This window comes from Gilliamella sp. Fer1-1 (assembly GCF_001690825.1).
GTDB classification, from domain to species: domain Bacteria; phylum Pseudomonadota; class Gammaproteobacteria; order Enterobacterales; family Orbaceae; genus Gilliamella; species Gilliamella apicola_C.
This window is the reverse complement of sequence record NZ_LZGX01000028.1, coordinates 31,473-47,005: the sequence shown is the minus strand read 5'-3', so window position 1 is coordinate 47,005 and position 15,533 is coordinate 31,473. Positions and strand designations below refer to the sequence as shown.

14 protein-coding genes are annotated in these 15,533 nt (G+C 35.2%); 8 read left to right on the top strand and 6 right to left on the bottom strand.

Going from position 1 to position 15,533, the window contains the following annotated elements:
- Positions 1 to 19: 19 nt before the first annotated feature.
- The 3 genes from recJ (at position 20) to A9G28_RS03455 (ending at position 3,668) form a co-directional block, all read left to right on the top strand.
- Positions 20 to 1,756 carry a single-stranded-DNA-specific exonuclease RecJ gene (recJ, locus tag A9G28_RS03465; RefSeq protein WP_065579775.1) on the top strand — a complete coding sequence of 579 codons (1,737 nt, stop codon included), beginning with the start codon at positions 20 to 22 and terminating at the stop codon, positions 1,754 to 1,756.
- 106 nt (positions 1,757 to 1,862) lie between these two features.
- A complete protein-coding gene (gene mpl / locus A9G28_RS03460) occupies positions 1,863 to 3,257 on the top strand; it encodes a UDP-N-acetylmuramate:L-alanyl-gamma-D-glutamyl-meso-diaminopimelate ligase (RefSeq protein WP_065579774.1) in 1,395 nt (464 codons plus the stop codon).
- 51 nt (positions 3,258 to 3,308) lie between these two features.
- Positions 3,309 to 3,668, top strand: coding sequence for a helix-turn-helix domain-containing protein (locus tag A9G28_RS03455; RefSeq protein WP_065579773.1), 360 nt, complete (start codon positions 3,309 to 3,311; stop codon positions 3,666 to 3,668).
- Positions 3,669 to 3,790: 122 nt separating this feature from the next.
- On the opposite strand, the gene A9G28_RS03450 is transcribed toward A9G28_RS03455, so the two are convergent.
- The 4 genes from A9G28_RS03450 to A9G28_RS03435 form a co-directional block, all read right to left on the bottom strand.
- Positions 3,791 to 5,158, bottom strand: a complete 1,368-nt coding sequence (locus A9G28_RS03450; protein WP_065579772.1) for an L-serine ammonia-lyase — start codon at positions 5,156 to 5,158, stop codon at positions 3,791 to 3,793.
- Positions 5,159 to 5,438: 280 nt separating this feature from the next.
- Positions 5,439 to 6,719 (bottom strand): serine/threonine transporter, encoded by a 1,281-nt coding sequence (locus A9G28_RS03445; protein ID WP_065579806.1) that lies wholly within the window; start codon positions 6,717 to 6,719, stop codon positions 5,439 to 5,441.
- Between the two features lie 453 nt (positions 6,720 to 7,172).
- Positions 7,173 to 7,580, bottom strand: a complete 408-nt coding sequence (locus tag A9G28_RS03440; RefSeq protein ID WP_065572375.1) for a hypothetical protein — start codon at positions 7,578 to 7,580, stop codon at positions 7,173 to 7,175.
- A gap of 22 nt (positions 7,581 to 7,602) precedes the next feature.
- Positions 7,603 to 8,010: a hypothetical protein gene (locus tag A9G28_RS03435; RefSeq protein ID WP_141674678.1), complete on the bottom strand. Its 408-nt coding sequence runs from the start codon at positions 8,008 to 8,010 to the stop codon at positions 7,603 to 7,605.
- Positions 8,011 to 8,168: 158 nt separating this feature from the next.
- Here A9G28_RS03435 and proS point away from each other — a divergent pair, with 158 nt between their 5' ends.
- On the top strand, positions 8,169 to 9,890 hold the full coding sequence (proS, locus tag A9G28_RS03430) for a proline--tRNA ligase (protein WP_065566527.1): 1,722 nt from the start codon (positions 8,169 to 8,171) through the stop codon (positions 9,888 to 9,890).
- Positions 9,891 to 10,184: 294 nt separating this feature from the next.
- Positions 10,185 to 11,636 carry a beta-barrel assembly-enhancing protease gene (locus tag A9G28_RS03425; protein ID WP_065579770.1) on the top strand — a complete coding sequence of 484 codons (1,452 nt, stop codon included), beginning with the start codon at positions 10,185 to 10,187 and terminating at the stop codon, positions 11,634 to 11,636.
- Positions 11,637 to 11,710: 74 nt separating this feature from the next.
- On the opposite strand, the gene A9G28_RS03420 is transcribed toward A9G28_RS03425, so the two are convergent.
- A complete protein-coding gene (locus A9G28_RS03420) occupies positions 11,711 to 12,367 on the bottom strand; it encodes a histidine phosphatase family protein (RefSeq protein WP_065566529.1) in 657 nt (218 codons plus the stop codon).
- A 23-nt stretch (positions 12,368 to 12,390) separates the two neighbouring features.
- Positions 12,391 to 13,374, bottom strand: coding sequence for a 23S rRNA pseudouridine(955/2504/2580) synthase RluC (gene rluC / locus A9G28_RS03415; protein ID WP_065579769.1), 984 nt, complete (start codon positions 13,372 to 13,374; stop codon positions 12,391 to 12,393).
- Between the two features lie 147 nt (positions 13,375 to 13,521).
- Between rluC and dsbB the strand changes: the two genes are divergently transcribed.
- From dsbB to A9G28_RS03400, 3 genes are all read left to right on the top strand, one after another.
- A complete protein-coding gene (dsbB, locus tag A9G28_RS03410) occupies positions 13,522 to 14,055 on the top strand; it encodes a disulfide bond formation protein DsbB (protein WP_065579768.1) in 534 nt (177 codons plus the stop codon).
- Between the two features lie 79 nt (positions 14,056 to 14,134).
- Positions 14,135 to 14,791: a bifunctional tRNA pseudouridine(32) synthase/23S rRNA pseudouridine(746) synthase RluA gene (rluA, locus tag A9G28_RS03405; RefSeq protein ID WP_065579767.1), complete on the top strand. Its 657-nt coding sequence runs from the start codon at positions 14,135 to 14,137 to the stop codon at positions 14,789 to 14,791.
- A gap of 83 nt (positions 14,792 to 14,874) precedes the next feature.
- Positions 14,875 to 15,471 carry an XTP/dITP diphosphatase gene (locus tag A9G28_RS03400; RefSeq protein WP_065579766.1) on the top strand — a complete coding sequence of 199 codons (597 nt, stop codon included), beginning with the start codon at positions 14,875 to 14,877 and terminating at the stop codon, positions 15,469 to 15,471.
- Positions 15,472 to 15,533 lie beyond the last annotated feature (62 nt).

Sequence of the window (15,533 nt, the reverse complement as noted above, 5' to 3'; positions counted from 1 at the left end):
ATGCGCTAGCATACAGAATATGAAAAAAAATAAATTAAGACATCGCAAATTACCTGATGGATCTCCAGAATTTTCCGAGGATATTCCATTATTATTACAGCGAGTTTATGCATTACGTGGGGTGACTAGTATGCAAGAGCTCGACTATACCACACGCAATTTGCACAATTACGACACATTAGATGGCATTAACAAAGCCGTTGAAATTCTTTATTTGGCAATGAAGAATAATCAACGGATCATGATTGTTGGCGATTTTGATACTGATGGTGCTACTAGTACTGCTTTAACCGTTAAAGCCCTTAAAAATATGGGGTGCCAATTTGTTGATTATATCATTCCGGATCGTTTTGATGATGGATATGGGCTAAGTATTTCAATTGTAAAAAAAGCGCTATTAAAAAATGCGCAACTCATTATTACTGTGGACAACGGTATTTCTGCTGTTGAAGCTGTCGATTTTGCCAAGCAGTCAAATTTGCCAGTGATTATTACTGATCACCATTTATGTCCAGAACGATTACCTGATGCAGATGCTATAATCAATCCTAATTTACCTAATTGCGTGTTTCCTTCTAAGCATTTAGCTGGAGTGGGTGTGGCTTTTTACTTCATGCTTGCTTTACGAGCCAAATTACGGCAAGAAAATTGGTTCACGGACAATAAGTTAACTGAATATAATGTAACGAATTTATTAGATTTAGTTGCTTTAGGTACGGTTGCTGATGTGGTTAAACTTGATCATAATAATCGTATTTTGGTTCACCAAGGTATAAACAGAATTCGATCTGGTTATTGTAGCGAAGGTATTAAAGCCTTATTGCATATAGCGAAGAAAGATCCTGCTTCGATTACATCAACCGATTTAGCTTATTATATAGCTCCTCGATTAAATGCTGCGGGAAGAATGGATAATATGACATTAGGCGTTGAATTATTACTTTGTGATAATTATGATTTAGCAATTAATAAAGCAGTAGATCTTGATAATCTCAATTGTGATAGAAAATTGATTGAACAAACAATGCATAAAGAAGCTTTATTGTTTATTCAAGAAATTGAAGAGCAAAATATATCAATTCCTAACGCACTGGTGTTTTATCATCAACAGTGGCATCAAGGTATTATTGGTATATTATCTTCTCGTTTGAAAGATAAATATCATCGACCAGTTATATCGTTTGCTTCAACCCAAGATGGTTTTTTAAAAGGCTCTGGACGCTCAATTAAAGGCGTTCATTTGCGCGATCTACTTGATGAATTAAATCAGCGACACCCTGATTTAATCGTTAGCTTTGGTGGGCATTCAATGGCAGTTGGTTTAACTATTCACGAAAAAGATTTAGCGCATTTTACACGTTGTTTTCAAGCACTTTTAAATACACAAGTCGATCCTGATTTACTAGAACATATTATTGAAACAGACGGTGAAATAGATAGCCAAGACTTTACTTACGCAACCGCCAAATTGTTAAAAAAATCTGGCCCTTGGGGCGAAGGGTTTGATACGCCTATTTTTGATGGCGTATTTGTTATTCATCAACAACGGTTAATTGCAGACAAACACCTTAAATTAGTATTAGAGCCACAAAATGGTGGTCCATTTATTGAAGGTGTCTGTTTTAATGTCAATCGACAACAATGGCCTGATCAGTCGATAAAAAAAGTAGAATTAGTTTATCATCTGGATGTAGATGAATTTCGGGGTAACCAAGCTCCACAATTACTGATAAAATATCTATGGCCTATCGCCTAAGCAATTAGAATGGATTATAATTTGACAATTGTGCTTAATTTACATCTAATTACGATGGTTATCTAACATCATCAACATAAAATTTACGCAACGTTAAGGATTCAAAATGCATATTCATATTCTTGGAATTTGTGGTACATTTATGGCTGGGATTGCATTAATAGCTCGCTCGCTAGGCCATAAAGTAACAGGTTCAGATAAAAATGTTTATCCACCAATGAGTACACTGTTACAAAAAGAGCACATTGATATTATTGAAGGATATGATCCATCACAACTCGCCTCTACACCCGATTTAGTCATCATCGGCAATGCCTTATCAAGAGGTAACCCTTGCGTTGAATATGTCTTAGATAATAACATCCCTTACATTTCTGCGCCTCAGTGGTTACATGATAATGTTTTGCGCGATCGCTGGGTTATTGCGGTTGCTGGAACACATGGCAAAACTACAACCGCAGGTATGATCAATTGGATTTTAGAAAAACTAAATTATAAACAAGGTTTTGTTATTGGTGGTGTACCGGGTAATTTTGATGTATCAGCCCGATTAGGAGACGGGAATTTTTTTGTGATTGAAGCTGATGAATACGATTGTTCATTCTTCGATAAACGTTCCAAGTTCATGCACTACTGCCCTAAAACACTTATCATGAACAATTTAGAATTTGATCATGCCGATATTTTTGATGATCTTAGCTCAATTCAAAAACAATTCCATCATTTGGTTCGTTTAGTGCCAAGCAAAGGGTTAATTATTTCACCACAAGAAGATGTAAATTTAAAACAAGTATTGGCAAAAGGTTGCTGGAGCGAGCAAGTTTTTACTGAGTCTGAAACAGGCTGGTTAGCACAGCGCATAAATAACGACGCAAGCCATTTTGCAGTTTACTATAACAATGCAAAAGTAGGCGAAGTGAAATATTCCTTAGTGGGCGAACATAATATGCATAATGCATTAATGGCAATCGCCGCAGCACATAATGTAGGCATTGATCCAGCCGATGCTTGTTTAGCATTAAGTTCATTTATCAATGCCAAAAGGCGGCTAGAACTCTATGGTGAAATAAATAACATCGAAATCTACGACGACTTTGCTCATCATCCAACTGCAATTTTAGCAACATTAGAGGCATTACGTAGTAAAATTGGTGCAAATCGTCGCATTTTAGCTGTTCTTGAACCTCGCTCAAATACCATGAAGCTAGGCGTATCTAAAGATGAACTAGCACCATCACTAGGTCGTGCTGACGAAATCTTTATCTTTCAACCAGAACAATTGCCTTGGTTAGTTGCTGATGTTGTTGATGCTTGTATCCAACCTGCTCACTGGACGGGTGATATTGATTTACTTGTTGAAATGATAACCAAAACAGCTCGCCCAACCGATGCCATTTTAATTATGAGTAATGGTGGCTTTAATGGCATCCATAAAAAGATCTTAGAAAGCTTAGAAAAGCAACAAATCAAAGCTCATGAAAACGAACAATTAATTCAATAACAGTAGATGATATGTCACATACTGTGGCATATCATACCTAAAAGATATTTTATGAATGAAACTGCCGAAATGATTGCTATGTTATGTCGCAGAATAAAAATAGCAAGAATTGAAAAAAATTTATCTCAGCAAGAACTGGCTAACAAATCTCGAATCGGTATTGCGACAATAAAACGCATTGAACAAGGCGAATCCATTACATTACAAACATTAATTGCGGTTCTTCGTGGGTTAGATGAACTGGATCAACTGAATAATTTGCTTGCCTATAATGAAGTGATTCATAAAACAGCAATGGAGCAACTTAAGCGGAAAAGAAAATACCGTACAATAAAACAAGAAAAGGTGGATGTGTTGGTTGAGAATGATTTTTTGCGTTCTAAAGTCAATACCATGCGCTGGAAACATTAAAGGCAATTTAAGAAAGTTCAATTTAAGAAAATACAATTTAAAGTAATATAATTTAAAAAAATATAATTTAAGGTTTCGCCGATTGTATAATCGGCGAATTTGACACAACAAATAATTTCAACTTAACTACAATGAACGGTGATGGCAAGCCCCCCGCGTGATGTTTCTCGGTATTTTGCATTCATATCTTTTCCTGTTTCATACATAGTTTGAATCACTTTATCTAAAGATACTTTTGCCGCAGTTGTTCGCCTTAGAGCCATTCTTGTTGCATTTATCGATTTTACCGCGGCAATAGCATTACGTTCGATACAAGGTACTTGCACTTGACCTGCAACTGGATCACAAGTTAATCCTAAATTATGTTCCATTGCTATTTCTGCTGCCATGCAAACTTGCTCAGGATTACCACCTAACAGTTCAGTAAGCCCAGCAGCAGCCATAGAACAAGCTACGCCAACTTCCCCTTGGCATCCAACTTCTGCACCAGAAATAGATGCATTAATTTGATAAAGTTGCCCTATTGCACCACAAGTTAGGAAAAATCGAATATAAATATCAGGAGTAACTGGATTAATAAACTTATCATAATAAGCAAGCACAGCGGGTATAATGCCGCATGCGCCATTTGTTGGTGCAGTGACCACCCGTCCACCCGCTGCGTTTTCTTCACTAACGGCAAGTGCGAACATATTTACCCAATCAATAATTACCATAGGGTCACTAATAATTTTGTCTTTAGTGGTGGATAATTGACGATATAACGAAAATGCCCGACGCGGAACTTTAAGCGGTCCAGGTAATAAACCTTCAGTATTCATTCCACGGTTAATACATTCCAAAATAGTTTGTCCAACGCGAGAAAAATAATTTTCGATTTCTTCATAAGTGTGCAGTTGCAACTCATTTTTCATCATAACGCTAGAAATTGATAAGGCATTATCTTCACAATGTTTTAATAATTCTTGAGCTGAAATAAATGGGTAAGGCAGTTTTACCGCATCTTGCTCTTGCTGGCCGAATTGCTCTTCTTCAACAATTTGACCGCCACCTACAGAATAGTAAGTTTTTTGAAATAATAAGGTATCACCGTTATAGGCACTTAAAGTCATACCATTTTCATGTAATGGTAAAAATTTAGAATGAAATACCATGCAACTATCTAATGGGAAATCAATTTCGTAGGAATGATTATAAATAGGTAAACGGTGCGTTTGGCTAAGTGTTCCGATAAAATTTGGGATATTATCTATATTTACAGTATCAGGCTTTTCACCCGCTAATCCCATAACAATAGCAATATCTGTTTGATGCCCTTTACCTGTTAGCGACAAAGATCCATAAACATCAGCCACAATTTTTGTCACTGATGACATCATTTGTTTATTAATTAGTTGATCTATAAAAGCTTTACCCGCTCTCATTGGTCCTACTGTATGTGAACTTGAAGGCCCAATACCAATTTTAAATATTTCAAATACTGAACTCATAATTTTCCTTTTTAATGCCAAGTATAAATATCATAGGCATAGTTATATTTTTGTAAATTTATCTTTGCTAATAAAATGCTAAACAAAAGTATCAACAAATAACCTCAATTTTGGGATTACGAAAATAAGTTTTTAATTCTCATTAGTGGTTAATGCTTATTGTACCCATTGTTTATTTTACTAGTAGGATAACCTACAGACTATTTTGTCCACCGACGAATGTCGATGGATTTCATACATACATTAATTAAATAGGTGATTATTACCTATTAGGTAATCTTTATAATAAATTATAGATAGCCGCAGAAATTGCAACTAATCCCATAACAACAATAAATACATTACTTAATTTTCCACGATATTTTGCCAATGCTGGGATTTGATGAATTGCATACATAGGCATTAAGAACAATAATATAGCTAAAATAGGTCCACCAAGTGATTCAATAAGCGCTAAAATGCTTGGATTAATTGTTGCAATTCCCCACGCTGTTACAAACATAAATGCAATGGCTAGTTTATCAAGTTTCTTTTCTGAAATCGTTTTGTTGCGGCTACGTAATATTTTTTGCACAAGACCGTTAAAGCCTTCTTTACCACCAAGATAGTGACCTAAAAACGATTTAGCCATGGCAATAAAAGCAATTGGCGGCCCAATGTATTCAATAACTGGCGAATTAAATCGATTAGCTAAATAAGATAAAGTCGAGATATTTTGTGTTTTTGCTTCTAAAAGTTCAGCTGGCGATAAGCACAGAGCACAACTAAAAACAAAAAACATAACAGTCACAACCATCATTATGTTACTGGCAGCAATAATTTTAGTACATTTCGGTTCTGCATAAATATTGCCATATTCTTTACGTTTAGCAACAGCTAATGAGGAAATAATGGGAGAGTGATTAAACGCAAAGACCATAACGGGAATAACCAGCCAAAGTGTCATTAATATACTATGTCCACCTTCACTATTAAGGCTAAAGGATAAATTACTGCTATTCCATTCAGGGATTAAAAATAAAGCTAGCATCATTAAAACCGCAATAAAAGGGAAAACTAAAACGGACATCACTTTAACAATCAGCTCTTCACCAAAATGAACAATTGACATTAAGAATGCAACTAAAACAAACGAAAGCAAAGCACGGGGGATTGGCTGCATACCTAGTTGATTAACCATAAAACTGTCTACTGTATTGGTAATACCAACACTATATACCAATAATATTGGGTAAATGGCAAAAAAATACAGCACCGTTATCCAAATTCCTGCGGTGCGCCCAAAAGACTCTTCTACAACAACAGTAATATCGCCATTACTGTTTTTTCCTGATAGAACAAATCTACATAAAGCTCGGTGGGCAAAAAATGTCATTGGAAAGGCAAGAATCAACATAACTAATAATGGAATCAATCCACCAACACCTGCATTAATGGGTAGAAAAAGCACTCCAGCACCAATTGCGGTACCATAAAGACTAAGCATCCATAAAGTGTCGCTTTTTCGCCATTTTGGTAATGTTGATTTATTGTTTGAACTGATAACATTTTCGTTATTCATTAACTTACTCATTGGGTACTACTCCTTAATTAATATTCTGCACATATGATATCAATTTAACGACCTTTCTAAAGTGATCGTTATCACATAAATAAAAAAATATTAAATATAATCAATATTATGTGGGTATCTATTTTGATGCTTAGTAAAATTAAAAATAAATAAAGTATCAATTTTGATTCAAAAAGTTCGAAACTAGTGACAACTGAAAGCAAATTAAAAAGGAAAGTTAAGGTGATAATCAAATATTTTGGAAAATGTTGTCTGTTGAGATTAAACGTTTAACTGTGCTTAGTACCTAAAGTTAATAGTGGGTTGGAAAATATCGGCTTATCAAAATGGGGGGGTGGTCATTACTGAAAGTGTGTCTTTAGGCGATTATTTTAATCATGAAATGTAAGCGATTGAGCGTTTTTTACAAAGTATTAATTATCAAATAGGCACAATGACCGATTAATCTAAAACAGAGTCATAATAACAGGTTATTCCTGTCTCTAAATGCTCAATTTCTAACTCACCACCTGTTAAAATTCCACCGTCAGAAAAATAACTTGGCTTTTTTTTGAGGGTTGCTTTTCCAAAGAGTTTATCATTGTCATAAAAATACCCTTCTTTACTAATTTTATAAGAATCATCTGGTTCTATCAATCCTGTGCCACAAGGACAATTGATAGAATCTACCCAATCACCATCTTTAGTTTTACACCCGTCTCCTCGCCAGCCAAAATCTAAAATTTCATCATAACTTAAATCCATTAAATGATATTTGGTTATTTTCACAGGATAATAGAGTATAGCAAAGACTAATAGCAGATAAATAATATGCGATATTTTTAATTTTTTTAGTTTCATTATTTTCATAACCACTTACTTTCTTATTAAATTATTCGTATGAATAAAAAGTACATGTTATACCTGTTTCTAGATCCTTTACATACAGCTCACCTCCTGTAAATCGCTCAAAAGAAATATAATCAGGTTTTTTCTTCAAATAAATTTTTTTCATCATATCACGGCCAACAATATAGCCATTACCTTCTTTTTGGATATACATGTCATTGTGTTTATATGGGCTTATTTGATTGCAAATAGAACAATCTTTACTGTAATCATACTCACCACTATCTGATTCACCAGAGTAATAGCACATGTCATCATAAATCCACATATATTCCATTATTTTGTCATAACTAAAATCAACTAAATAATAGGTAATCAATTTAATTGGTTGGTATAGTACCAAAATTACAAAAACGGCGGTAACGAAGTGCGATAAATTTAATTTCTTCATATTGATTTTATTGTATTGTTTATATTGGCTAATTTATTATAAATGTTTTTGACTATCAATAATTGCCAATAAATTACTTTAGTGTTATGCAAGGTACTGCTAAACTAGCTTACATTTTTATTATATTTAATACATCAATTATTTTTTAGGATAAATGTATGCGAACCAGTAAATATCTTCTTTCTACGTTAAAAGAGACCCCTGCTGATGCAGAAGTCATTAGCCATCAATTAATGTTACGTGCCGGTATGATCCGTAAAGTTGCCGCAGGGTTATATACTTGGCTTCCCACTGGTTACCGTGTACTTAAAAAAGTAGAAAATATTGTCCGTGAAGAGATGAATAAAGCTGGCGCAATAGAAGTATTAATGCCAGTTGTACAGCCTGCTGATATTTGGCAAGAAAGCGGTCGTTGGGAACAATATGGACCTGAGCTATTACGAATCAAAGATCGTGGCGACCGTGACTTTGTATTAGGTCCAACTCATGAAGAAGTGATTACTGATTTACTGCGTAATGAAGTTAGCTCATATAAACAATTACCTCTTAATGTGTATCAAATTCAAACTAAATTCCGTGACGAAGTGCGTCCTCGCTTTGGGGTGATGCGTTCGCGTGAATTTATTATGAAAGATGCTTATTCTTTCCATACTTCACAAGAATCATTACAAGAAACTTATGATGATATGTATAAAGCCTATAGCGCTATTTTTACACGCGCAGGCTTAAACTTTAGAGCAGTACGTGCTGATACTGGATCGATTGGTGGTAATTGGTCTCATGAATTCCAAGTGCTAGCGGATAGCGGGGAAGATGATATTGTTTTCTCAACAGAGTCAGATTATGCCGCTAATATTGAAATGGCGCAAGCTTTAGCACCAACACAACAACGTGCAGAGCCAACTAAAGCGATGGAACTAGTTGATACTCCCAATGCAAAAACGATTGATGAATTAGTTCAGCAGTTTAATTTGCCAATTGAAAAAACGGTAAAAACCCTAATGGTAAAAGCAACTAAAGAAAGCGGTCATCAGTTAGTGGCATTATTAGTTCGAGGCGATCATACTTTAAACGAAATCAAAGCGGAAAAAATTGATATCGTTGCTTCACCCCTTGAATTTGCAACCGAAGAAGAAATTCGTGCTTTAGTTAACGCCGGTCCTGGTTCATTAGGTCCAATTAATTTAAACATGCCAATTATTATCGATCGTGATGTTGCTGTTATGAGCGATTTTGGCGCAGGCGCTAATATTGATCACAAACACTATTTTAACATCAATTGGGAGCGTGATGTTTCCCTACCACGTATTGAAGATATCCGTAATGTGGTTGAAGGCGATATGAGTCCTGATGGCAAAGGTACATTACAAATCAAACGTGGCATTGAAGTTGGGCATATATTCCAACTTGGCACAAAATATTCACAAGCTATGAAAGCGACAGTGCAAGGCGAAGATGGGCAAAACCATGTGATGATTATGGGATGCTATGGTATTGGGGTTAGTCGTATTGTAGCGGCAGCTATTGAACAATGCCATGATGATCGAGGTATTATTTGGCCAGAAGCTATTGCGCCATTTAGTGTTGTGATCATTCCAATGAATATGCACAAATCAGAAAAAGTGCAAGCGACAGCCGAAAAACTTTACGCAGATTTGCAAGCAGCTGGCATTGAAGTGCTTTTTGATGATCGTAAAGAACGTCCTGGTGTTATGTTTGCTGATGCTGAATTGATCGGTATACCTCATACCATTGTCATTGGTGAGCGTAATCTTGATAATGGCGAAGTGGAATATAAACACCGTGCTGGTGGCGATAAAGAAATGGTAAAAGTTGATAATATTATTGAATTTATCAAAACTCGTTGCAAGCTAGCTTAACATTAAGATAACTTGCTAACTAGTTATAAAACATAATAAAATTTGGAATCATTACCCTCAATACAACAGTAATTAGCTTATTACTGTTGTATTGTTATTATTTAGCTACCATAAAGCCAATACTAATTAACGACTAGCGTAAGGTGATTTTTTTACAAAACTACTTTTAATTTTCAAAAATAAACATCCACAAATACTTAACAAAGAAAATGTTGAGTATAAATTCAAAGTGATATTGTTCTTTTTTTCGGCTAAAATAAATCAATAAAAATCTTACATCAATGGGTTGAAATAATGTTAAAAAAAGCCATCGCATTTGCACTATCTACCTCGTTATTATTACAAAGCACGTCCATTGTTTATGCTGATAATATTAACCTACCCGATATAGGTACCGCTGCTGCTACAACATTAAGTATTGGCCAAGAAATGGAAATGGGCGATTATTATATGCGAATGTTGCGAGCCGATGCTCCAATTATAAACGACCCTGTTTTAAGCCAATATATTAATGATTTAGGTAAGAAATTAGTCTCTAAATCAGAATCAGTAAAAACGCCTTTCCATTTTTATATTATGAAAAGTGATGTGCTAAATGCATTTGCCTTTTTTGGGGGAAATGTTGTTATTCACTCACGATTAATATTAGATACTGATAATGAAAGCCAACTAGCGTCAGTAATGGCTCATGAAATTGGTCATGTCACCCAACGGCATTTAGCCAGAGCGATGGAAAATCAAAGTCGAAATAGTCCTTATGTTTGGGGGGCAACGTTAGGCTCTTTATTGCTAACATTAGCGAATCCGGAAGCTGGCATGGCCGCGATGACAAGCACCATGGCAGGTTCAACTCAAAATATGATTAGTTTTACACAAAGCAATGAGCAAGAAGCTGATCGTGTCGGTTTAAGAACGCTTGCCAAAGCAGGGTTTGATCCTTATGCTTCATCGGAGTTTTTACAAAAGCTGGCTGATCAAAGCCGTTTTAGTAGTAAAGCGCCTGAAATATTACTTACTCACCCATTACCCAATAGTCGGTTAACGGATATTCGCAATCGCTCAATGCAATACAGTAAAAAAAGTGTATCGCCATCATTAAATTATTATTTAGCAAAAGCACGATTAGCAATCTTAATAACTAAAAATAAAAATGCTGCTAAACGATTACTTGAAGATTACAAAAAGATCAATAACGAACAAACTAAAACAGCTGTTATTTATGGTAACGCATTAGCTGACAACTTGAGTGGTAATAACCAAAAAGCAAAACAGCAGTTACAACCCTTATTAGACCGCGATCCAAATAATATTTGGTATATTGATTTAATGACTGATATTGATTTGGCGCTCAACAATAACGATGCAGCCATTACTCGCTTACAAGCCGCATTAAAAAAAGCCCCAGACAGCTCAGCTTTGCAATTGAATCTTGCTAATGCATATATAAAAAATAGAAATTACCAACAAGCCGTCACGTTATTACATCGTTACACTTTTGACCATAATGATGATACTAATGGTTGGGATTTACTTGTTACAGCTTATGGTGGATCACGTTCAAGGGCTCAAGAAATGAGTGCTAAAGCAGAGTTACTTGCATTAGAAGGTCAATTCCAACAATCAATACAATTACTACAAAATGCGAAAAATCAAACCAAAGGCAATCAAATAATGATTTCTAAAATCGATGCAAGAATTAATCAATTAAAACAGTTGCAAAAACGTTATGCTGTTTATAAACGATAACAATCTTTAATGATCATATCTCGACTAATTTTTGTAATAATATTAGTCGAGAAAATGATAAATCAGGTTATTTTTTAAGACAAATGATCTACATTATTGAAGAATTTTACCGTAAATGCCCCTTCAGGATGCTCATGGCTTTGTTTATAATTAACCAAGCTAATGCTAGTATTTAGCATTCGAGGAAAATAATTTTCATCACGATGTAAACGCCAATCGCCACCATTTAACACACAAAGTAAAATTCGTAATACTGTCCCATGTGACACAACCAAAATATTACCCGTATCTTGAGTCGCGCTTTGAACAATGGTGTTTAATCCTTGCTTCATACGCGTTAGTATATCAAGATAATTTTCACCTTGATTAACTGAAGCGTCGAAATTAGCTGGATCAGTTAAATAAGTCGTAAATTCAGGAAACGTCTTTTTCAACAGAGGGACATGTTTACCTTCCCAAATGCCAAAATCCATTTCACGTAGATCGGCAAGCTCAAAAGTGGGAATAGTAAGATTATTTTCTTTAACAATATAATCGCGTGTTTCCATCGCACGTTGTTGTGTGCTTGAGTACGCTTGCATAAAAGGAATATCTTTTAAATATTGTCCTGTTATTTTAGCACCCAAAATGCCTTGTTCGGTTAACGGTGAATTTTGAGATCCTTGCATCTGATCTTTAATGTTCCATTCCGTTTGGCCATGTCTAATTAAGTATAAATTAATATCTTTCATTCGCACTTACTACCTTGTTTATTTTAAGAATCGGTTCGCTTATATTTATCTTTTCTAAGATAGGCTAAACAAGCCTGTAAAGTATCATCCATTGGTGCATTTAATAGCATTTCTTGTAAGCTTTTAGGATGAATAAATTTAACACTTGCTGCATGTAAAAATAATCGATTAAGCTTTGTTCCTGCTAACAATGCATCAAATTGTCTATCGCCATAGCGGTCATCAAAAGCAATTGGATGGTTAGCATATTGTGTATGAATGCGGATTTGATGTGTTCGCCCAGTAACGGGGCTTGCTTTTATTAAAGTTGCAAAATCAAACCGCTCTTCAACTTTAAAACGTGTTTCTGATGGCTTACCGTCTTTATCGACTTTCACGACTCGTTCACCGCTTTTTAACACATTTTTGAGCAATGGCGCTTGTATGACTTTGCAGTCAGAAGACCAATTACCTTTAACCAAAGCTAAATAGTTTTTCTGCATTTGTTTAAGGCGTAATTGTTCGTGTAAGGATTTTAATGCGGAGCGTTTTTTAGCAATTAATAGCACCCCTGAAGTTTCGCGATCAATGCGATGCACTAGTTCTAAAAACTTTGCTTCAGGTCTTAAAGCTCGTAATGCTTCAATTACCCCAAAACTTAAACCACTGCCACCATGTACGGCAATACCAGATGGTTTGTTAATCGCCAATAAGACATCATCTTCATAGATAATCGCTTTTTCTAAATCGGCGACTTTATTTAGCTTGGTTGAAATTTCTGGCATGGCTTTTTCTGTCATTCGAACCGGTGGGATACGAATTTCATCGCCAATATTTAATTTATATTCAGGTTTGATCCGTTTTTTATTAACACGCACTTCACCTTTTCTTAAAATGCGATAAATCATACTTTTTGGCACACCTTTTAAATAGGTGATTAAAAAATTATCAATACGCTGTGTCGCATTTTCTTCTGAAATAGTAACAAATGAGACTTGTAATTTTGTTTGTGGAACTGTTGAGTCCATAGAAAATGATTAATCCGCTATCAATAAATAAAGTCGTTTACATTATAAAAAAATAAACTACACTATCGTAATTAAAAAATAAGATAGATTATATTCAGTATAATTAAAGAAGAAAGATTATAACGGAATATGGAGGAATAAAATAGTATGTTATCACTGCTTAATCAATACTCAAAAGGTAGATTTGCTTGGTTCTTATTGTTCTTTTCCACGCTTGCTTTTGAAATAACCGCACTTTATTTTCAACATAGCTTAGGGCTTGCACCTTGTACACTCTGTATTTACCAACGTTGTGCTATTTTGGGCATTATGCTAGCTAGCATTGTTGGGCTCATTGCTCCTCGTAACATTATTGTTCGATTAATCGGTATTTTAATTTGGATGGTTAGCGCCTATAAAGGCTTTTTGCTAGCAACATTTCATGCCCATTTACAATTTGAACCTAATTTAAGTGATACTTGTTCGATTAACGCTCAATTCCCTTCGTGGTTTCCCTTAGACTCGTTGCTTCCTAGCATGTTTAAAGCTTATGGCTCTTGTGCCGATAAAATTTGGACGTTTTTAACTATTGAAATGTCACAATGGATGATTATTATTTTTGCTTGTTACCTGATTTTTGGTTTAGCTGTATTAATTTCACAGATATTTCCATCGCCAAAAGGTTCAATTTGGAATAAGTAACTTTATTTATAAAACTGGCACTTTTTGTTGAGTTTGTTAGAATGTGTGGCAATTTTATTTTACGAATTGTCACATATAAATGCTTTTAGAATATCACCCGCCTATCGAACCTTGGCTGTCCATTTTATATCAAGATGACCATATCGTGGTTGTCAATAAACAACCCGGTATTTTGTCAGTTTCAGGCAATAAACCACAATTTATTGATAGCATTATTCATCGTTTACAACAAAAATATAGCTATGTCGAATCCGTTCACCGGCTTGATATGGCAACCAGCGGTATCATGGTTGCTGCACTGTCAAAATTAGCTGATCGCGAAATAAAAAAACAGTTTCGAGAACGTATCCCTAAAAAAATTTATATCGCGGTCGTACATGGACATCTTGAGCAAGATGTTGGCCGTGTTGAGTTACCATTAATTTGTGATTGGCCTAATCGCCCAAGGCAAATGGTTGATTTAGAAAATGGTAAACCTGCGCTAACTGAATATCAAGTGATATCCAGAAATCCAGACAACACAACTCGCATAAAATTATTCCCATTTACAGGCAGGTCGCACCAATTACGTGTTCATATGCAAGCCATCGGTCATCCCATTTTAGGTGATAAATTCTATGCTCATCCTGATGCTTTTGCGATGTCAAAAAGGCTACTATTACACGCTCAATTGTTGACGATTAATCACCCTAAAACAGGTGAAAGTATGACATTTAGTTGCGAACCTGATTTTTAAAAATTCAACATAAAATTAGCTAGCGTGGGCTACAACCAGCTCAAGTCAATAATGAATAAACAAGTAATATAAAGGAAGTCAAAATGCAAAAAATTGTGTTAGCAACCAATAATCAAGGCAAGGTCAAGGAATTGCAACGGTTACTCGTTGATGCCGGTTTTGATATTGTTGCACAAAGCCAATTTAATGTACCTGATGCTAACGAAACAGGTTTAACATTTATTGAAAATGCTATTTTAAAAGCACGGCATACCGCTAAATTAACAGGACTGCCGTCCATTGCTGATGACTCTGGCTTATCGGTAGATGCTCTTGGCGGTCAACCAGGAATTTATTCTGCGCGTTATGCTGGTGAACACGGTAATGATCAAAGCAATAATCAAAAATTATTGGATGCATTAAACAATGTTCCCAAAGAAAAACGTACTGCCTACTTTTATTGTGCACTGGTGTTTATGCGCCACGAAAATGATCCAACACCAATTATCTGCTTAGGAAAATGGCATGGTTTAATCTTAACTGAAGCACAAGGCGACGGTGGATTTGGTTACGATCCGCTTTTTTATGTGCCTGAATTGGGTTGTACAGCGGCGCAACTAACCAAAGAACAGAAAAGCCAAATATCGCACCGAGGTCAAGCACTAAAACAATTGATTAGTAAAATTAAAACTGAATATTAATTATTCACTATATTATGTATACTCGAAATTGCATATTAATAAGTAAACAGTATATACTTAAT